General features: G+C 62.4%; 15 protein-coding genes. 7 read left to right on the top strand and 8 right to left on the bottom strand.

The features are described 5' to 3' along the window. The first annotated feature begins 7 nt into the window (after positions 1 to 7). Positions 8 to 1,441, top strand: coding sequence for an aldehyde dehydrogenase (gene aldA / locus DDIC_RS12050; protein WP_136400668.1), 1,434 nt, complete (start codon positions 8 to 10; stop codon positions 1,439 to 1,441). A 106-nt stretch (positions 1,442 to 1,547) separates the two neighbouring features. Here the strand turns inward: aldA and DDIC_RS12045 are convergent, their stop codons facing one another. Both DDIC_RS12045 and DDIC_RS12040 read right to left on the bottom strand, forming a co-directional pair. Next, on the bottom strand, positions 1,548 to 1,895 hold the full coding sequence (locus DDIC_RS12045; protein ID WP_136400667.1) for a cupin domain-containing protein: 348 nt from the start codon (positions 1,893 to 1,895) through the stop codon (positions 1,548 to 1,550). Between the two features lie 135 nt (positions 1,896 to 2,030). Further along, positions 2,031 to 4,814 (bottom strand): mechanosensitive ion channel family protein, encoded by a 2,784-nt coding sequence (locus tag DDIC_RS12040; RefSeq protein WP_136400666.1) that lies wholly within the window; start codon positions 4,812 to 4,814, stop codon positions 2,031 to 2,033. A 119-nt stretch (positions 4,815 to 4,933) separates the two neighbouring features. Between DDIC_RS12040 and DDIC_RS12035 the strand changes: the two genes are divergently transcribed. Both DDIC_RS12035 and thiE read left to right on the top strand, forming a co-directional pair. Beyond that, entirely contained in the window at positions 4,934 to 6,016 is a 1,083-nt protein-coding gene (locus tag DDIC_RS12035; RefSeq protein ID WP_247647476.1) for a DUF362 domain-containing protein, read from the top strand. 17 nt (positions 6,017 to 6,033) lie between these two features. After that, the gene (gene thiE / locus DDIC_RS12030; protein ID WP_136400665.1) at positions 6,034 to 6,681 is read left to right on the top strand and encodes a thiamine phosphate synthase; all 648 of its coding nucleotides are present in this window, start codon (positions 6,034 to 6,036) and stop codon (positions 6,679 to 6,681) included. 90 nt (positions 6,682 to 6,771) lie between these two features. Here thiE and DDIC_RS12025 read toward each other — a convergent pair whose 3' ends face one another. The 6 genes from DDIC_RS12025 to DDIC_RS12000 all read right to left on the bottom strand — a co-directional run bounded on the left by DDIC_RS12025 (position 6,772) and on the right by DDIC_RS12000 (position 12,444). Further along, a complete protein-coding gene (locus DDIC_RS12025) occupies positions 6,772 to 7,095 on the bottom strand; it encodes a hypothetical protein (protein ID WP_136400664.1) in 324 nt (107 codons plus the stop codon). 16 nt (positions 7,096 to 7,111) lie between these two features. Further along, a complete protein-coding gene (locus DDIC_RS12020) occupies positions 7,112 to 7,717 on the bottom strand; it encodes a hypothetical protein (protein WP_136400663.1) in 606 nt (201 codons plus the stop codon). 57 nt (positions 7,718 to 7,774) lie between these two features. Then, on the bottom strand, positions 7,775 to 9,520 hold the full coding sequence (locus DDIC_RS12015) for a glycosyltransferase family 9 protein (protein ID WP_136400662.1): 1,746 nt from the start codon (positions 9,518 to 9,520) through the stop codon (positions 7,775 to 7,777). Between the two features lie 12 nt (positions 9,521 to 9,532). Further along, positions 9,533 to 10,663 carry a hypothetical protein gene (locus DDIC_RS12010; protein ID WP_136400661.1) on the bottom strand — a complete coding sequence of 377 codons (1,131 nt, stop codon included), beginning with the start codon at positions 10,661 to 10,663 and terminating at the stop codon, positions 9,533 to 9,535. 301 nt (positions 10,664 to 10,964) lie between these two features. Beyond that, positions 10,965 to 11,618, bottom strand: coding sequence for a complement resistance protein TraT (traT, locus tag DDIC_RS12005; RefSeq protein WP_136400660.1), 654 nt, complete (start codon positions 11,616 to 11,618; stop codon positions 10,965 to 10,967). A gap of 115 nt (positions 11,619 to 11,733) precedes the next feature. Further along, positions 11,734 to 12,444 carry a hypothetical protein gene (locus DDIC_RS12000; RefSeq protein WP_136400659.1) on the bottom strand — a complete coding sequence of 237 codons (711 nt, stop codon included), beginning with the start codon at positions 12,442 to 12,444 and terminating at the stop codon, positions 11,734 to 11,736. Between the two features lie 384 nt (positions 12,445 to 12,828). Between DDIC_RS12000 and topA the strand changes: the two genes are divergently transcribed. The 4 genes from topA (at position 12,829) to DDIC_RS11980 (ending at position 18,541) form a co-directional block, all read left to right on the top strand. Beyond that, a complete protein-coding gene (gene topA / locus DDIC_RS11995) occupies positions 12,829 to 15,069 on the top strand; it encodes a type I DNA topoisomerase (RefSeq protein ID WP_136400658.1) in 2,241 nt (746 codons plus the stop codon). Further along, positions 15,062 to 16,240: an XdhC family protein gene (locus DDIC_RS11990; protein ID WP_136400657.1), complete on the top strand. Its 1,179-nt coding sequence runs from the start codon at positions 15,062 to 15,064 to the stop codon at positions 16,238 to 16,240. The genes topA and DDIC_RS11990 overlap by 8 nt, the downstream gene beginning before the upstream one ends. A 189-nt stretch (positions 16,241 to 16,429) precedes the next feature. Beyond that, positions 16,430 to 17,071, top strand: coding sequence for a thioredoxin (locus DDIC_RS11985; protein WP_136400656.1), 642 nt, complete (start codon positions 16,430 to 16,432; stop codon positions 17,069 to 17,071). A gap of 357 nt (positions 17,072 to 17,428) precedes the next feature. Then, positions 17,429 to 18,541, top strand: coding sequence for an efflux RND transporter periplasmic adaptor subunit (locus tag DDIC_RS11980; RefSeq protein WP_136400655.1), 1,113 nt, complete (start codon positions 17,429 to 17,431; stop codon positions 18,539 to 18,541). The last annotated feature ends 1 nt before the right edge of the window (position 18,542 follow it).

Raw genomic sequence — 18,542 nt, 5'->3', positions numbered from 1 at the left:
AGCAACCATGCGTACCTATCAACAGTTCATCAACGGTAAATTGGTTTCCCCCACAGGCTTTGCAGTTATTGAGGTAGAAAACCCCTCTACCGGCGAAATAATGGCCCAGACGCCCAACGGCGGCAAGGAGGACGGGCTGGCCGCGCTTGCTGCCGCACACAGGGCACAGGATGCCTGGGCGGCGCTGCCGGCAGTGGCCCGCGCCGGATACCTGAAAAAAATGGCGGATCTTATCCGCAAACACCGGATTGAACTTGGCCGTATACTGGCGGAGGAGCAGGCCAAAACCCATCCTCTGGCCCAGGTGGAGATTGATCTGACGGCGGAGTATTTTGACTACTACGCCGGTTGGGCGCGCATTTATGAGGGCGAGATCATCCAGAGCGACCGCCCGCGCGAAAACATACTGCTCTACCGCAGGCCTGTGGGCGTGGTGGTGGGCATCTGCCCGTGGAACTTCCCTTTCTTTGTCATGGCCCGCAAGGTCGCTCCCTCGCTGCTCGTGGGGTGCACCACGGTCATCAAGCCCAGCAGCGTGGCCCCGGCCACGGTCATGCATTTTGCCAGCCTGCTGCGCGAGATTGACCTGCCAGCAGGCGTGCTCAATTTTGTTACCGGCGGCGGCAGCACCCTTGGCGAGACGCTGTCGTCAAGCTCCATGACCGACATGGTCAGCCTTACCGGCAGCGTCGAGGCGGGGCAGCGCATCATCACGGCCGGAGCGCACAACATCACCAAGGTTTCGCTGGAGCTGGGCGGCAAGGCCCCGGCCATTGTCTGCGCCGATGCCGACATGGATATGGCGGTCAAGGCCGTCACGGCATCGCGCACGGTGTTCAGCGGGCAGGTGTGCAACTGCGCCGAGCGCCTCTATGTGCATGAAAGCGTGGCCGACATGTTTGCCGAAAAACTGGCGGCGGCCTTTGAGGCCGTGCGTCTGGGCAATCCTTTTGACGATCCGGCCCCGGACATGTGCAGCCAGATCAGCGCCGAGCACCTTGCCAAGATCGACGGTATGGTCAAACGGGCCAAGGCCGCAGGCGCACAGGCCGTTACCGGCGGCGCGCCCGCAGAGCGCGGGTCGGGCTATTTTTACACGCCGACGCTGCTGCGCAACTGCAAGCAGGATATGGAAATTGTGCGCAGCGAGGTCTTTGGCCCGGTGCTGCCCATGCTGACCTTCCACGACATGGATGAAGCCCTGGCTCTGGCCAACGACTGCGAGTACGGCCTCACCTCGTCCATCTACACCAGCAATGTTTCCACGGCCATGGAAGCCGTAAACCGGCTCAAGTTTGGCGAAACCTACGTGAACCGCGAAAACTTTGAAGCCATGCAGGGTTTCCACGCCGGATGGCGCAAATCGGGCATCGGCGGCGCGGACGGCAAGCACGGCCTTATGGAATATCTGCAGACCCAGGTGGCCTACATTCAGTACTAGCGCCGCTGCGGCAGCATTCATGAGGGTTGCCCGCAGGCATCCCCCCCAAAAAAAAACAAGGCCCCTCCGTCTGGAGGGGCCTTGCCGCGTATTATCGTGGGGCTCGCTACTTGGTGAACAGGATCAGCGCGACCATCTTGAGGTCTGTGGAACCGGTATTCAAAAGCGCATGGCTCTCGCCGTCGTTGCACACGGTCACGTCGCCCGCCTTGACGGGGGCTTCGACGCCGTTGTCGTTGTACAGGCCTTCGCCTTCAAGAATGTAGTATATTTCAATTTCGCCGTTGTGCTTGTGGTTGCCCACGGCACAGCCGGGTTTTAGGGTTCCGATGTTGAACAGGCGACCTTTGCCCGCCAGACCGTTTTCGTTGACGATCTTGGTAAAGTGGACAGCGCCCGGCCCGCCAAAAAGTTCTTTTTCAAAGCATTCCAGGTCGTTTGCGCGGTTGATCATGGTGTTCTCCTGTGGTGAAGGCGCAGGTGCGCCGGTTAGAGCGGTGCTGCGGAGGCATCTTTGCGTAATGGGCCCGTCCGGCAACGCCCGCGCCGTAACCGGGCATTGCTGCGACGATTACCGGCGCGGGAGCGCTTAGCTGTTTTCGTCGTCGTCCCCGTCGTCGGGGGTTGCGGCGGGGGCGTTTTTGTCGCCCGGCTTGCTGCTTTTTGCCGCTGCTGGCAGCACCCTGCGGGGGCGGCGCGGCGCGCGGCGTTTGCTGGCGCGCGGCTCGGCCGAAGGCAGGGGAGCCTTGGCGCTCGGCGGCAGCTCCTTGATGTTCACATCAAGCTGCGGAAAGGCAATGTCGATGTGCTGCTCGCGGAACTCCCTTTCTATCTCGACCCGGATGTCCGACGCGGTGGAAACCGCCACGTCGTAATCGCGCACCCAGAACTTCAGGCTGAAGTCGAGCGTGCTGGCTCCAAAGTCGGCAAAGGCCACGCTCGGCGGCGGGTACTTGAGCACGTTGCTGTTGGCGTTGGCCATGGCCAGCAGAATCTTCATGACCTGGTCGGCGTCCGAGCCGTAGGCCACGCCCACCTTGATCTCCCTGCGCACCGTGCGGCTGTTGCGCGTCCAGTTGATCAGGCGGCTGGCTACAAATTCGGAGTTGGGGACGATGATCAGGGCGTTGTCAAAGGTTTCAACCATGGTGGCGCGCACGCTGATTTTGCGCACGCGTCCCTGCGTGCCGCCCACCTCGACCACGTCGCCCGCCTGCAAGGTGCGGCTGAAGATAAGTATCAGACCAGACAGAAAGTTGTTGACGATGGTCTGCATGCCAAAACCGATGCCGACGGAAAGGCCGCCGGCAACCATGGCAAGGTTGCTCAGCTCCATGCCCAGGGCCCGCAGCACAAACAGGCCGAAACAGCACCACAGGGCATAGGTGAAGGCCGTCTGCATGGGCGGGATGAGCGTGGAGTCGATGGCCAGGCCCTGCTTGGGCAGACGGGCCAGAAAGCGCGAGCCCATGGCCACGGCCGTGCGCGTGAGGTAAAACATGGTGATGATGAGCAACAGGTGCACAATGTTGAACTGCGTCGCGCCCACGTTGACGCCGCGCAGTACGTAGTGCTGCAGCAGGTACATGCCGCCGGGCAGCGTGCCCACCCATTGCGAAACGCCCACAATGGCCGCCACCAGCACCACCGGGGCGGAGAGCGCCACGGCAAGGTGGGCCAGGGCGGCGCGTACGCCTTCCTGCGGCAGCCTGTCGTTGAGGCTGCTGACCAGCGCCATGCCGCCCAGGCAGAGCTGCAGGGCCAGCGAGCACGAAACAAACAGCAGGTACAGCACCATGCTGTAGATGTGCAGCCCGCCAAGGGTCAGCACAAGACATATCCACAGAACCATGGGCTCGCATTCAAGCACGCTGGTTTCCACGTGCAAGGGGCCGAGGTCGAGCTTGGGCCTGCGGTGCTGCCGCACAATGGAGGCAATGACAATGCCCAGCCAGATGACCAGCACCAGCGGCTTGGTGAGCGGCAGGTAGAGCAGCACATACGAGCACAGGGTTGGCTGTATGAGTATCCAGAAAGGCGGTTTTTGCTGCTGTACCTCGGGGTATTTGAGCAGGCGGAGGTCCCAGGCCAGGTGTATCTGGGCCACAATGAGGCACAGGTTGCCGAGCGCCAGAAACAGGCGGAAAAATTCGCCCGACGCCGAAAGCGAGCTGCCAAGCAGCGCCAGCCCCACGCACAGCCAGGGCAGGCTGACGCGAAAGATGTGCCGTACGGTGCCGCTCACGGTATCGTGCGAGGCCCAGCGGCGGTAGAGCAGTGTGGTAAGCACGCCCGTAAGCAGCAGACAGACGACAAAGCGCAGCAAAGCCGTGCCCCAGCGCTCCGCCGTAACGGGAATTTCAACAGGCAGGCGCAGGATCATGCCCTGCACCGAGTTGTGCATCTGCCGCCCAAAATCGGCCCAGGCATCGGGGCTGAGCCAGGGGACCGGGCTTTGCAGGTAATAGTTTTTCCATAGCAGGGGGATCTGGGCGTTGATTTCTTCCTGCATTTTTTCCAGGCGCTTGATCAGGGCCAGCGCCGGGGCAAGGGCCGAATCGTACTGCGCCATCACTGCGGTGAGGCGCAGGCGGGTGAGCACGAGGGTTTTGGCGTACTCCTGCATTTCGGGGCTCAGGCTTCCGTCGTGCAGGTCTTCGGGCATGCTGTCGGCCAGGTATCCCACCCGTTCAAGCAGTGCCTGTACTTCTGTGCGCGCCCCCATGACAGGGTCAAGCACCTTGCGCAGGTCAAGCACTGTGGAGGTGATGCGTCGGCTCACGGCCTCAACGGGGTTGGGCCAGTTCTTGTAGGTGTTGAGCAGCACCAGCAGCCGCCGGGCCTCTTCCATGAAAGGCTGAACCTTTTCGCTCAGGTTTGTGGAGCGCTGGACAAAGGTATCGCCCATGACGGTGGCCTTTTGGGTGATCTCGTCGAGCAGGGTCTTCTGGCCGCTCCAGACCATCTCCCACGGGTCGCGCAGGGGCAGGGTGGGGATGGGCGCTTCGCCGTCCTTGGGCTCGACCGCCTTTTCGTCGGTTTTGGCATCAGCCTTGGCGTCGGCCTTGGCGGAGGATTTATCCTGTTTGTCGGCTTTGGCCGAATCTTTTTTGGCGTCTGTTTTGCCGGCGTCCGATTTGGCCGTATCCGCCTTGGGGGCGTCGGCCTTGGGCGTATCCGGTTTTGCCGCGTCGGGTTTGGGGGCATCGGACTTTGCCGTGTCCGCCTTGGCGGCGTCGGCCTTGCCCGCGTCAGACTTGGGCGCGTCCTGTTTGGCGGCGGGGGTCGTTTCCGCCGCATACACGGCGGGAGAGGCCAGGGCACAGCACAGGGTCAATAAAAGGGCAAAGAGCAGCTGTTTGGGTGCGTGCATGGAATCCTCAGAGTACATCTGTTGTATCGGATTGGTAGATGCCCTTCCATACGTCAAGACGCTCCGTTTGAAAAGAGCGCGGTCTTTACAATGCCATGGCGGGACTGCATAATTAGGGCATGAAAACAGGCATGGACATGCTGGCCCCGGAATCTGCAGGCAGTCGGGGGCTTCAATCTGATACGCTGCCGGTGGCCCTGCTGCGTCGGGCGGCCTATGTGTTGCCGGATGCCGCCCGGATTTGTGGCCAGACCTCGAACCAGACGCCGGGGCAAGACCTGCGGCAGGCCGTGGGACAGGTGCTGGACGCTGCCGGGCTGTCGGCATACTGCCCGCTGCGTCCAGGCGCGCGCGTGCTGGTCAAGCCCAACCTGCTGCTGGCCAAGCCCCTTGCCTGCACCTCGCCCGGGGTTGTGGCCGCTGTCTGCGCGTGGTTGCTCGACCACGGCGCAAAGGTGCGCGTGGCTGATTCGCCGGGTTTTGGGCGCGCCTGCTCCGTGGCCCGCGCCGTGGGGCTTGAGGCCGCCTTGCGCCCTCTGGGCCTTGCGGTGGAAGAGGTCGGCCCCGCCCTGCCCGTGCCCCTGCCCCTTGAGGGGGAGGCTGCGCTCAAGGCGGGCCTGCAGGCGGGCGGCGCGCGTTTTCATGTGGCCCGCCTAGCCATGGAGAGCGACGTTATTGTGTCCGTGCCCAGGGTCAAGGCGCACGCCCAGATGTTGGCGACGCTCTCGGTAAAAAACTGCTTTGGCTGCGTGCGCGGCCTGCACAAGGCGGTGGCGCACGCCCGCGAGGGGCGCGACCCCCGGTTTTTTGCCGACTGCCTTGCCGCGCTGTGGGCGGCGCTGCCGCCGGTGGCCGCCGTGGCCGACGGCATCACGGCCATGCACGTCACAGGGCCGAGCAACGGCAAGCCCTTTGCGCTGGGTCTGCTTGGGGCCAGCGCCTCCGCCGTGGCCCTGGACGAAGCCCTGTATGCGGTGCTAGGCCTCGCGCCGCAGGACGTGCCGCTGGGGGCGGCCCTGTGTCGGCGCAAGGCCTGGGGCAGTGCGGCGGCGGGCGCGCAGGCGGCGTTTCCCCTGCAGGCCCCGACGGATTTCAGCGCCGCTGGTTTTGAGCTGCCTGCGGAACTTTCGCACACGTCTTTTCATCCGGCCAGATTTGTTCAGAGTTGCTTTCGCCGTATTTTTGCGGCGTTTAAAAAATAATTGTCAAGGAGCCTGTCATGGCCAAGATCCTCCCGGGAGAAACCGATATTTACGCCATCACCGATGCTGGCCTGTCGCTGGGCAGACCTCTTGAAGAGGTCGTTTCCGCCCTGCTGGGCGCGGGCGTGCGTATTGTGCAATACCGCGAAAAAAAACTGAAAGCCGGGGCCATGCTTGAAGAATGCCGCCTGCTGCGGCGGCTGACCAGCGAGGCCGGGGCCTGCTTTATCGTCAACGACCATATTGATATCGCCATGCTGGTGGGGGCCGACGGCGTGCATGTGGGGCAGGAGGATCTGCCCGTGCCCGAAGTGCGCCGCCTTGTGGGGCCGGATATGATCGTCGGCCTTTCGACCCACATGCCGGAGCACGCCCGCGAGGCGCGAGGTCTTGGGGCAGACTACATCGGCGTGGGGCCCATATTTGCCACCAATACCAAGGAAGACGTGGTGGACCCCGTGGGCTATGAATATCTGGACTGGATAAGCCGCAACGCCGATCTGCCCTTTGTGGCCATTGGCGGCATCAAGCGGCACAATATTGCGGAAGTGGCGCGGCACGGCGCACGCTGTTGCTCGCTGGTGAGCGAGCTTGTGGGCGCGCCCGACATACGCGCCAGAGTGGAAGAGGTGCGCAAGGCCATGCGCGAGGGGCTGGCAGGTTAGCCTGCCCGACGTTGCTGCTCGGCCGCAAACAATTTGGGGCGGCGTACGCCTGTCGCGTACGCCGCCCCTGATCGTTAAAACGCACAGGCATTACTGCAGCGCTTGTCCCACCGCCCTGTGGTAGCCGCGCATGCGTCGGCTTTCAAGACGTGAGCGCTGCAACTGCGCCCTGATGTCGCTGTGAGCCTTTGTGGCAAGCTCTGTAAGCTGGTCCTGCACACGGGCCAGCTCGATCAGGTGCGCCCTGTATTCCTCGGCCTGACTGTCGTCCAGCATGTGCCAGGCCATGCTGGTCACTTCGCCTCGCCTTTCGGCAAGCTCGACAGCCTTGTCGTACGCGCCGTCCTCAAGGGCCGCCATTTCCTGACGGGCAAGGTTAAGCGCCTCATCCAAAAGGCATACGCCCTGACTCATGCGAGCTCCTGAGGCCCTACTGGGCCACGTGTTCGATCACCTGCCGGTGCAGTACTTCGCTTGTGCTGCGCCATTCGTCGCACTGCGGAATAAATTCGTATTCAAGCAGGTCGGCCAGCAGGATCCAGTCTTCGTTTTCCAGCACGTCGCCCATTTCAGAGAGCATGTTGGAGAACTTTTCGGTTTTCTGGGCAAATTCGGGCAGCGCGCCGTCGGTGTGGCGCGAACGCAGCTCGCCAAGCATGCCCATAAAGTCGCGGGTTACATCCAGCAGGTCCTGGAACAGCTCCAGCGCGTCCGTGTCGGAGGCGGCGCGGAACAATCGCGCAACTTCGCGTGCCCCGTGGGACATCATCTGGGCCACCTTGCCCATCTCGGCGGAGATGTCCACGGCCATTTCGCCCACGGGCACCGAGCGCACCTCGAGGGATGAAATTTCGGAGCAGGCGATGTCTTCGGCCTGGTGCGGATAGATTTCGGAAAACGCTTCGTTGTTTACCAAAACGTCCGTAACGACGCGGTCGGCCATCTTTTCTTCCTGCATGAGGTCCTTGAGAAGTTCTTCAAGGTTGGCAAAGGCAGAAATGCTTTTTTCGCTTTGTGAACCGTCTATAATGATCATTCCAGTCCCCTCCTCTCCCCACAGGGAAGATTTTACCGTAATGTAGTCTGCTGCCGGTTAAGCAAATGACGTGCCATTTTTAAATTTATCGCGCCAATAAACAAGATGCGCCCCCAACTGGGTAGTAAGTGCCAGCAGGTCGTCCAGCCGGTCTCCGCGCTCTTGCCGCAGCTCGCGCCAGAACGCGCCCAGCGAGCGCAGTTCGGGGCAGGCGTCCAGTACGGCCTGCAGCCGCTCGCAGTTGCGCAAAAAAAGCTGCCCGGCCTTGGGTGTTTTGCCCAGAAGCAAACCCTGTTGGGTAAGCATGTCAAACAGTTGCGCAGCCTGATCCAGTGTGTTGAACAGCCGCTGCGCAAATTCGGGTGAAAATTCGCGTCCTGCAGCGGCCCATATGTCGGGTTGCCGCAGGGGCGTGCGCTTGACCCCGGCGGCTGCCTGCGGCAGGGGTTGAACCTGACGGCTCCCTTGCGCGGCCTTGGAAGATCGGGAATTCAGGTCGTCAAGTATCTGACGCCAAAAGACCCTCTGCAAGGCGAGCCAGCGGCTGCGGTCGTCGTCAGCCTGCGCCGAAAGGCAGCGCACGCTGATAAAATCGTGTTCATCCAGCTCTGTCAGCCAGACGCGGGCCTCATGCCCGATGCTTTCAAGAGCTGCGGTGTCCCAGCGTCCAGTGTCCAGCCAGGCCAGGGAAAGGTCGGCCACGCTTTGCGGGCGGATGTGCTCCACGCAAGCCAGACCGTTGGGGCAAGGGCGGCCAAAAGGGCAGGGGTGGCAGGGCAGTGCGGGCTCGAGGCAGCAGCAGCCGGGCAGGTAGGGGCCGGTGTCGCTGGGCTGGGCCGTGGCCAGAAAAATGGCAAGGCAACTCACCCCAAGGCCAGCGGCAAGGTGCATGGTGCCGGTGTCGTTGGTGAGCAGCAGGCGTGACCGGCGCAGCAGGGCGGCCAGCTGGGTAAGGTCTGTTTTGCCCACGGCGTCCAGCATGGGGCCTTGCGCCGCCTGGGCGTATGCCTCGGCCAGCGGCCGCTCGGCAGGCGAGCCCAGCAGCACGGGGCAGAGCCTGCGCTCGCGCCACAGTCGGTCGCCCACCGCCGCAAAATAGTGCGCGGGCCACTGCCGCCGCTGCTCGCTGGCGCCCAGCTGCATGGCCACAAAGCCCTGCGTCTGGGGCGGAGCCGCAGCCAGTATGGCTGCCGCCGCCGTCTGCGCCTCCATGGGGGGGGCCGCAAGCCGCAGACGTGGGCGGGAGTGCCGCCGGGTTTGTCCGTCTGGGGCGCCCACCATGCGGAACATGTCCACCAGATTAAAGGGGGCGCTCAGGCGGTTGGCGGTCGCGCTGTTGAGAAATGTGGACCAGATGCCGAGATTTTGACCAAAGCCATGGGCATCAAGGGCAAAGCCGCGCAGCTCGGCGCTGTCGCCAGCCAGCAGTCCGGCCAGCAGGCGCGCGGGCAAGGTGGTGGTAAGGTTTACAACGCAATCGGGGGCCGCGTCCGCCCTGATGGCGCGGGCATATTGCAGCAGCCGGGCGGCGGCGGTGCGCCAGTCCCTGTCCATGTCGGCCATGAGGCGTGCGCCGTGCAGCGGCCAGGCCCGTTCCACATGGCGCATCAAGGGCAGGGCGCTGGAAAAGTTGTCCAGGCATACCAGGTGCACCCGCTGGCCCTGCTGATGCAAATCTTCAATAAGGGGCTGACACTGCAGCAGATCGCCAAACCGCGTCAGATTGATGACCAGGGTGCAGCCCGCATCCCCATGGGCGTTGCCGTTTGTGCCGCTGTTTCCTGCGGGGCAGGTGGTCGTCATTGTTCAGCCTTCCTACGCCAGCGCCGATTTTTTACCGCCGTGCAGCATGTTCAGGGCAAGGGCCTTTTCCTGCCTGAAGCGGTTGGCCACTGCCGCCTGGATGTTGCTGTCCGAGGAGCCGAACTGCCCCACGCGGATGTTGTACACATTGTTGATGAGGTTGCGCTCGTACGCCGGGTCGGAGGGGCTGCCGCTCATGGCATGCGCCCGTTCGAATATACGCGCGGCCCCTGCCGGGCCGTGCTGCACCGAGGTGCTCCAGATGACCTCGCGCAGGGCTGTGGACACCTTGTCGGGGTTCAGGCCCGTGCGCTGCGCTATGGACTCCAGCGCCGGTTGGTAGTGGCTCTGGCGCACAAAGGCCTCCTGAAGATCCTCAAACCGCTCGGGCTGTTCGCTGGCGATGGCCCGCCAGGCGTCGGGCATGGCCCCCTTGCGGCTGCCCGTGTTGCCGGGGCCGGAGGCCCGCAGGCGTCGGGAGAGGTCGGGAGCTTCGGTGTCCAGAAAATCCAGAAAATCCTTGAGGCTGCCCGCGCGGGATGAAACCTGATATTTGCCGTACGAGGTGCCGCCTACACGGTCGTACCCCACAGCGGCTACGCCGTCGCTGCCGGATTCAAACTGGGCGGAAAGCTGACCAAGCTCGCTGTCTTCCACATGGTGCGAGGGCTTGGTGCGCGCCTGGGCAGCAGGCCGCGAGTGGACAAAGTCGCCCATGCTCATGCCTTTGACGCGGCTGTCCATGGCGCTGGTCATGGAGCGCAGATGTCGGGCCGTGCCCATGCTGCGGGCAAGGTCAAGGGTGGAGTTGCCGCCGGATACGGTCTGCATGAGGCTGTCGATGGCCTTGGTCTGCCGCATGTCGGTTTCCGCCTTGCTGAACACCTGGGCCCGGATGATGTCGCTGGGCGATCGTCCGGCCAGCACCATGCCCTGTTGCCCCCCGCCAATTGCGCCAAGGGGCATGCCCGTGTGCTTGGTTTCGGCGGTGCTGGCGGGTTCCGCATTGGTGGTCTGGCCGCTCATGATGCTGGCGAAAGACGGGGAATTTCCGGGCTGCACGCCGGGCGTGCGGCGCGAAAGTGCCCCCTGGGCTGGTTGCGCATCTGATGGTGGACGGATCAGAAAATTGGAAAGTGCCATGAAAGTTCCTCCTGCGGGGCTGCCGCCGCCGCGCAGAGGAAAAAGCAAGTACAGTGCCAATGTCTGATATGCGCGGTAAAACGCCAGGTTATGCCCGCGCCCGCAGGTCGCCGCCGGAATGCTGACACCCTGCGCCAATAAAAAGAGGCCCCGCAACTGCGGGGCCTCGCAAGAATGCCGACAACGTAAACGCGGCGGCGCGTCAGGGGCGGAATGGCCCAACCTCTCCGTCATGCACCGCCCGATGCCGCCGCATGCCTCCGTGCGCCGGATGGCGGCGGCGCGCTGGCCCGTGCGGGCATCAGAACGTGGGCGCGGTCTGGGGCTGGGCGGTCTGGGGCTGCGCTTCTTCCGCTGCGGCGCCATGAACCGATGTGGTCAGCTCCTTGGCCATGGTTTCTGTAAACACGGGCGGTATGCCCGCATCAAGCTTGAACTCCTGGTTTGCAAGCAGGGCTATGCGCATCTGGCTGCTGGCCACGGCGTTGCGCTTGGTAATGCTTTTGAGTTTTGTGCGGCTGGGGCGCTGGGCGCTGGGCACGTGTCGTCGCACCAGCAGCACGTCGGCCACCAGGGCAGTGCCGCCCTTGCCGGTCAGTTGCGAGGGGGCGTCGTACCCCGCGTTCACAATCTGGCGGACGTTGTCCGGCGCGGCCACTCCAGCCGAGAGCACCACCACCTGAAGGATATAGCCTGCTTCGCTGGGGTTGGGCACAACGGTGTAGCCCCGGCGCTGCAGCCACGTCTCGACCTGGGAGCGCAAGCCGGAAGTCCTGCTGGTATTGTCGCGCACGTTTACATAGACAACGGGATTGATGTTTACGTCGCCTTCCGGTTCCTCCAACTGCCCCTGGCGCAGCACTTCCACCCGCGCCGCGTCGGCCGGATGGCGCACGCAGCCGCACAGGGCTGCCAGCGCCGCGCAGAGCAACAGAATATTACGGATAAAGGACATACAACTCCTTGGAGATGCCGCAGCCTGAGGGGGCGCGGATCGGTTTTTCGGGGGATTTTATACGCTGCGACCGGCGGCGCTGGGCGGCCGGGATGCTGAATGCGTTGGCGCGGGGTCAGGAGCGCAGAGAATCGAGAATCTTTCGGCTCAGGGTGTCTTCAAGGGCCGGGGCTATTTCTTCCTTGCCCATGTTGGCCCCTTCGGCGCGCACCGTGGTGCGCCGCATGTCGGCCTCAGCCGGTTCCTGCCCGTTGCGGCCTATGCCCACAAGGGCCTTCATGCCCCATATTTTGCTTTTGCCCGAGCTGTCGAGCAGCGCCGCGCCAAGGCCCAGCGCCGCGCCCGTGCCAGCGCCCCAGGCCAGCCCGCTGCGCCCGCCGGTAGCGCCGCCCAGCAGCGCGCCCAGCATGGCTCCGGTGGCGGTGGTTCCCAGCGCGTGCCCCGCGCTGACAGGCGCGTTGCGCGACCCAAGGGGGTAGATGTCCTCTACCTTGACGCGCAGCAGCAGGTCGGCCTTTTGGGCCGAATCGGCAGGGTTCAGGTCTTTTTCGCTCTGCAGGTAGCCCGTGAGCATGGATTCAAGGTCGGCGTTAAAGCTGGCGTCGCCGCCGGTGACCTTGACATGCACTGTCTGCCCCTTACGTATCTGCACGCTCTGCAAAGGAGCGTCCGCAGCGCCGGGCTCACTGCCGTGCCGTGCATCGGCGTTGCCGGCAGGCGGTTCGGCGGGTTGATCCTGATGCGCGGCGCAACCGGCGCCAAGGGCGCACAGAACCAGCATGCAGAGTATTGCGGCGAGTTTGACGGGCATACAAAGGACGCGCATAAATTTCCTTGCAATTTTAAACAACACTATCATTAATAGCGCAGATCGGCTTTGCTGTCCAGTTTTGCGGATTTGTTCATATAAAGGACGCTGGCGCGGACATGGCGGCAATAGCTCAGGACTTGACAAATGCTTCGTACTTGACGCTATTGGTTGTGTCGCGCATTGCCCCCCTGGGGCCATGACGGCGTTACAAAGGGTTCCGACAAGGGAAAATTGCAGTTACGTGGGCTTGTTGCGTAGGGCGCAGGCATGCAAAACCGCATGCGCAGCCGCAGAGCAGGGCTACGCTTTTGCCGTATGAGAGCGACGGCGCAAACCGCGTGCGCGTTATACCGGGCCGGGCCTGTATGCCGGCAAGCACAAGATAATCCGAGGGGCAGCATGGGCAAACAGCTTATTATTGTGGAATCACCCGCCAAGGTGAAGACCATCAAAAAGTTTCTGGGACCGCAGTACATGGTGCAGGCCAGCGTGGGCCATGTGCGCGACCTGCCTTCCAGCTCGCTTGGTGTGGACGAGGCCAATGATTTTGCGCCGCACTACGAGATTATCGACAACAAAAAAAACGTGGTCAGCGAGCTGCGCGCCGCCGCATCCAAGGCCGACACCGTATATCTTGCGCCCGACCCCGACCGCGAGGGCGAGGCCATAGCCTGGCACGTGGCGGAGCTTATCCGCGACAAGGCCAAGGATATAAAGCGCATCCAGTTTAACGAAATCACGGCCAAGGCCGTAAAGGACGCGCTGGCCAACCCGCGCGAGCTCAATGTACATCTTTTTGACGCGCAGCAGGCCCGGCGCGTGCTGGACAGGCTGGTGGGCTACAAAATTTCGCCCCTGCTCTGGAAGAGCATCAAGCGCGGCATCTCCGCCGGGCGCGTGCAGTCAGTCGCCCTGCGCCTCATTGTGGAGCGCGAGGAAGCCCGCGAGGTGTTCAAACCTGAGGAATACTGGCTGTTCAAGGCGCTGCTGGCAGGCGACGTGCCGCCGCCCTTCAAGGCCGAGCTGGCCAAGGTGAGCGGCAAAAAGGCGGTCATCGGCAATGCGGCCCAGGCGCAGGATATTGAAGACGCCATGGCGGGCAAGCCCTTTGTGGTTGAAAGCGTGGAAGAAAAAGAGCGCGAGCGCGCGCCGCAGCCGCCTTTTATCACCTCCACCCTGCAGCAGGCCGCCAACCAGCGCCTGTCGTACACGGCCAAGCGCACCATGAATATCGCCCAGCGCCTGTACGAAGGCGTGGAGATAGGCGACAGGGGGCTTACGGCCCTTATCACTTACATGCGTACCGACTCCACGCGTATTGCCGACGAGGCGCGCGACGCGGCCAAGGCCTTTATCGAAAGCAGTTTCGGCAAGGAGTACCTGCCCAAGCGGGCCCGGGTGTACAAGGCCAAGGGCAGCGCGCAGGACGCGCATGAAGCCATCCGCCCGGTTGACGTGACCATCACGCCCGAGGAGGTGAAGCCCAGCCTGCCGCCGGAGCAGTACAACCTGTACAGGCTCATCTGGGCGCGATTTGTGGCTTCGCAGATGGCCGGGGCCCGGTTTCACGACACGACGGCCAGCATTGCCTGCGCCCACACGCAGTGGAAGGCCAAGGGCGAACGCCTGCTGTTTGCCGGTTTTTTGGCGGCCATGCCGCGCGGCAAGGACGAGGCCGACGCCGAGCTGCCGCCGTTGACCGCAGGACAGACCCTCAAGCTTGAAAAGCTCGACAAGGAACAGAAGTTTACCCAACCCCCGGCCCGTTTCAGCGAAGCAAGCCTCGTGCGCGAGCTGGAAGAGCTGGGCATCGGGCGTCCTTCGACCTACGCCGCCATCATTTCAACCCTGCAGGACAGGGAGTACGTAAGCCTCAAGGAACGCCATTTTGTGCCTACCGATCTTGGGCGCGTGGTGTGCAGCCAGCTTGTGGAGCATTTTGGCAAACTGATGGACGTGGGCTTTACCGCCCAGATGGAAGAAAACCTGGACAAGGTGGCTGAAGGGCAGGAGCAGTGGGTCGAACTGCTGCGGCGTTTTTCAGAAGACTTTAATCCCACGCTGGCGGCTGCTTCCAAAAACATGAAGAGCCTCAAGGGCGGCATGCCCGCCAACCTGCCCTGTCCGGAATGCGGCAAACCCCTGCTCATCAAGTTTGGCAAGGCCGGGGCTTTTCTGGCTTGTTCCGGCTACCCCGACTGCCGCTACACCAGCAATTTTGAGCGCACGGAAGACGGCACCGTAGAGGCCGTTGCGCAGGAGAAACCCCAGTACGAAAAAGTGGGCGAGTGCCCGCAGTGCGGTAAAGATCTTGTCATCAAAAAGGCGCGCACCGGCAGCAGTTTTATTGCCTGCACCGGCTATCCTGACTGCAAGTATGCGGCGCCTCTTTCTACCGGCGTGCCGTGCCCGCGTTGCGGCAAGGGCTCGCTGGTGGAAAAAAGCACCAAGCGCGGCAAGATATTCTATTCCTGCGACCAGTACCCGCAGTGTGATTTTGCTCTTTGGGACAAGCCGGTACCAGGCCCATGCCCGCGTTGTGGTTCTCCGTATCTCGTCGAGAAAAAAAACCGTGACGGCATGCGCGTTCTCTGCCCGGTCAAGGGCTGCGGGTACGTGAAGGAGGATGGCGATGGTTAAAAAAAACAAGGGCGATGCTGCTGAAACGGCTGCCGACGCGGTCTCCCACGGTACGCCGGAAACCCTGGTAACTACGCCGTGGGAGGACACCCTGGAGTCGCGGGCTGCCCTGCTTTTGCAGTCTGGCGAACCTGTAGTGCTGGTGACGGTGGTAAGCCGTACCGGCTCCGCCCCACGGGATGCCGGAACCCGCGCCCTGCAGACCCGCAACGGCTTTGAGGGCACGGTGGGCGGCGGCCTGCTTGAAGCGCGCACCATGGAAGCGGCCCGCAACAGTTTGCAAAGCGCTGTGTCTGCGCGGGTTTCAGTTGATCTCAGCGGCTTTTTGCCCACCAGCGACATGATCTGCGGCGGCGGCATGGAGGTGCTCTGCGAGGTGCTCGCCCCCCGGCAGATCGAAATGTTTACCCTTGCCTCCCGCGTGCTGCGACAGGGCGGCAGGGGCGTGTGGCTTGTGGAACTGCGCGACGACGGCGTTTCGTTGCACGGCGAGGCGGCAAACCCCGTGCGGCAGCTGTTTATTGACGCGCTGCCGTCCGACGGGCAGGAGGAAAATGCCCCCTTGCCCGATGGCGTCAGCGTTGGGCTTGATGCGGTGCTGCCGCTGGTTGAGGCGCGCAAGAACAAGCCGGGCCTGGTGGAGCGGGACGGACGGGTACTGTACGTGGAGCCGCTGGACGCGCCGCCGGTGCTGCTTTTGTGCGGCGGGGGCCATGTTTCGCTTGAGGTGGCCCGCCTGGCTCACTCCTGCGGATTTGTCGTGGATGTGGTGGATGACCGGACAGAATTTTCCAATGCCGAGCGCTTTCCCATGGCCCGGCAGTGCCTCGTGTTGCCGGAGTACGAAAATCTGGTGCAGACCTGCAATATCGGGCGCAGGCATTTTGTGGCCATCCTGACCCGTGGGCACAGCTTTGACCGCGAGGCGCTGGCTCAGGCGCTGTCGAGCCACGCGCAGTATGTGGGCATGATCGGCAGCAAAACCAAGCGGGAGCAGGTGTACGGGCTTTTGCGCGCCAAGGGCGTGCCCGCTTCGGAGCTGGCCGCCGTGTGCTGCCCTATCGGGCTTTCCATAGAGGCCGAGACTCCCCAGCAGATCGCCGTCTCCATCGTGGCCGAGCTGCTGGCCGTCCGTGCCGGAACCCTGATGCGGCTGCGCTTCGACGATTAGGCGGCCCCTCGGGCCTGCTCTGCCGCACGGTTTGCCTGGGCTTTTGCACCTGGTGAATATGCCGCAGCTCCGGTTTTTTCAACGCGCGCGGATCTGCCGATCAGCCCGTATCAGCTCGCGGCCTGTTTTCTGCCGGTTCCGTGCGGCCCCTTCGACGGGTCACCCTTAACTCTACTCAAGGCGCTTTGCATGATCCTTACAATTGTCGCCCTGCTTTTTCTTTTGCTCGTGGGCATTTATCTGAATGTCCGTATGCGCGCTGCCCGTCATTTGCGCTCCATTGCAGAAGAAAAGGGCGACATCGCCAAGGCGTCGGGCATGACCGCCAGCATTGGCGTTTTTTACCCCGATGTGAGCACCACGGTCATTGTGGGTGTTTCGGAAGAGGTCGGGGCCTGTTATTACCGGGTGCTGCGCAACGGCAAGGTCATCAACCGCAGCCGCATCAACCTGGCCAACATCAGGCGGGTTGATCTGCTTGTCAACGGCGAGCCGCGCGATGTGGGGGTTGCCTCCACGCAGGCCACCAGCTTTTTGAAGGCCACGGATGTGGCGGGCAGGATTTTTGCCCGCTATTCGTCGGCTGATCTGCGCCTCATGCAGCGCGCGGGCCTGCGCCTGACCTTCGCTGGCGACGACGGCGCGGAAAAACAGCTGGAGATAAACGTGCTGCGCATGAACGATGAACGGCACAAGTTCAAACGCATGGAACTGTTCAAGGACACGGTGTGGTGGGCGGTTTTTTTGGACAGCGCCAGCGCCAACGCCAGACGCATAAAAGAGTACTTTGAGCAGAGTGAAACCACCGAGAATGATACAGTTTTTTCCTGAAAATTTTATACAATTATTTCAGCATGTTACATAAAAACACCCCGCATCGGCAACTTGCTGAAATAATTGACAATATTCTTTTTAATCTCCCGCCGCCTATATCGCTTCGCGCATTGCTTTTTGGCGTGAACTGTGCTTTTTAGAGAGGTGGTTTACTGCTTTCGCCGTTGTGTTGTCAGGCTGGGGCCGTGTGACGCCCCTTGCGCGTCATGTGGCGCTTGTGAGCGCCCAATCTTCATGCTGATCCCCCCAGGAACAAAACTTAGCGAGATGACCCGTCCCGGTGGCAACTCAAACCACCGCCGCTACGCCGTGCGTGTTTTGAGCGCCGTGCGCCACGCCCATATGGAGTTATTCATGAGTATCAGATCTATTGCAAAGATTTCAGTTGTATTGGGGCTCTGCCTTGCCCTGGTCGCCTGCGAAAGCGATAAAAAAGGGCATCCGGACATGCGGTTGCCGGTGTCGGCTGTTGAAGTGACAGTGGGCGACGCGCCTTGGTCCAGCCAGTTTCAGGCGCAGGCCACAGGCTCGCGCGCCGTTGAAGTTCGCGCCCGTGTGCAGGGCATTATTGAAAAGCGGCTCTATAACGAAGGCGATTTTGTGAAGGCCGGGCAGCAGCTGTTTCAGCTTGAGCGCGACCAGTACGAGGCGCAGATGCAGCAGGCTCAGGCCCAATATGTAAATGCCGAGCGCGAGTGGAAGCGTATCCGCCCGTTGTACGAAAAGAACGCCGTTTCGCAAAAAGACCGCGATTCGGCCCTTGCCGCTTACGACGGCGCCAAGGCCTCGCTGCGCCAGGCCAAGATCAATCTGGATTACTGCCAGGTGGTGTCGCCTGTTTCCGGCTACAGCAGCAAGGAAAATTACACCCCCGGCAACCTGGTGAGCAACAACTCGCTGCTTACTACGGTAAACCAGACCGACCCCATGTATATTGATTTTTCCATTGCCGCGCCTGAGCGCATGCAGCGGCAGCAGCTTGCTGCCGCCGGGGTGCTGCAGTTCCCCCAGGGCAACCGGTACAAGGCCAAGCTGCGCCTGCTCGACGGCACCATGTACGCCACCGAGGGCGAGGTTACCTTTATCGACAGCCAGGTGCAGCCCACCACTGGCGTTATCAAGGCCCGCGCGGTGTTTTCCAATGCCGACGGACAGATCATGCCCGGACAGTACATACGCCTGTTTGTTGAAGGCGACGTACTCAAGAACGCCATTCTTATTCCGCAAAAGTGCGTGGTCATGACCCAAAAGGGCGCCGTGGTCATGGGACTGGACAAGGACGACAAGGTCTACCCCATTCCCATTACGGTGACTGTGGCTGTGGGAGACAAATACCTGGTGGGTTCGGGCCTCAAGGGCGGCGAACGCATCATCAGTGAAGGCATCATCAAGGCCCGCCCCGGGACCCAAGTGCGCGTGCAGCAAGCCAGCGGGCAGCAGCCCCAGGATGCCGCGCCCAAGAAGTAGG

The sequence above is a fragment of the Desulfovibrio desulfuricans genome, assembly GCF_004801255.1.
In the GTDB taxonomy this organism is placed as follows: domain Bacteria; phylum Desulfobacterota; class Desulfovibrionia; order Desulfovibrionales; family Desulfovibrionaceae; genus Desulfovibrio; species Desulfovibrio desulfuricans_C.
This window is presented reverse-complemented; position numbering and strand designations above follow the sequence as displayed.

Bases quoted from the DNA above. Each gene is read 5' to 3' on its own strand.
- traT (WP_136400660.1), bottom strand. From the start codon at position 11,618: ATGTCCTTTATCCGTAATATTCTGTTGCTCTGCGCGGCGCTGGCAGCC.
- DDIC_RS11990 (WP_136400657.1), top strand. From the start codon at position 15,062: ATGGTTAAAAAAAACAAGGGCGATGCTGCTGAAACGGCTGCCGACGCG.
- DDIC_RS12025 (WP_136400664.1), bottom strand. From the start codon at position 7,095: ATGAGTCAGGGCGTATGCCTTTTGGATGAGGCGCTTAACCTTGCCCGT.
- DDIC_RS12020 (WP_136400663.1), bottom strand. From the start codon at position 7,717: ATGATCATTATAGACGGTTCACAAAGCGAAAAAAGCATTTCTGCCTTT.
- DDIC_RS11980 (WP_136400655.1), top strand. From the start codon at position 17,429: ATGAGTATCAGATCTATTGCAAAGATTTCAGTTGTATTGGGGCTCTGC.
- thiE (WP_136400665.1), top strand. From the start codon at position 6,034: ATGGCCAAGATCCTCCCGGGAGAAACCGATATTTACGCCATCACCGAT.
- topA (WP_136400658.1), top strand. From the start codon at position 12,829: ATGGGCAAACAGCTTATTATTGTGGAATCACCCGCCAAGGTGAAGACC.
- DDIC_RS12010 (WP_136400661.1), bottom strand. From the start codon at position 10,663: ATGGCACTTTCCAATTTTCTGATCCGTCCACCATCAGATGCGCAACCA.
- DDIC_RS12000 (WP_136400659.1), bottom strand. From the start codon at position 12,444: ATGCGCGTCCTTTGTATGCCCGTCAAACTCGCCGCAATACTCTGCATG.
- DDIC_RS12035 (WP_247647476.1), top strand. From the start codon at position 4,934: ATGAAAACAGGCATGGACATGCTGGCCCCGGAATCTGCAGGCAGTCGG.
- DDIC_RS12045 (WP_136400667.1), bottom strand. From the start codon at position 1,895: ATGATCAACCGCGCAAACGACCTGGAATGCTTTGAAAAAGAACTTTTT.
- DDIC_RS11985 (WP_136400656.1), top strand. From the start codon at position 16,430: ATGATCCTTACAATTGTCGCCCTGCTTTTTCTTTTGCTCGTGGGCATT.
- DDIC_RS12015 (WP_136400662.1), bottom strand. From the start codon at position 9,520: ATGACGACCACCTGCCCCGCAGGAAACAGCGGCACAAACGGCAACGCC.
- aldA (WP_136400668.1), top strand. From the start codon at position 8: ATGCGTACCTATCAACAGTTCATCAACGGTAAATTGGTTTCCCCCACA.
- DDIC_RS12040 (WP_136400666.1), bottom strand. From the start codon at position 4,814: ATGCACGCACCCAAACAGCTGCTCTTTGCCCTTTTATTGACCCTGTGC.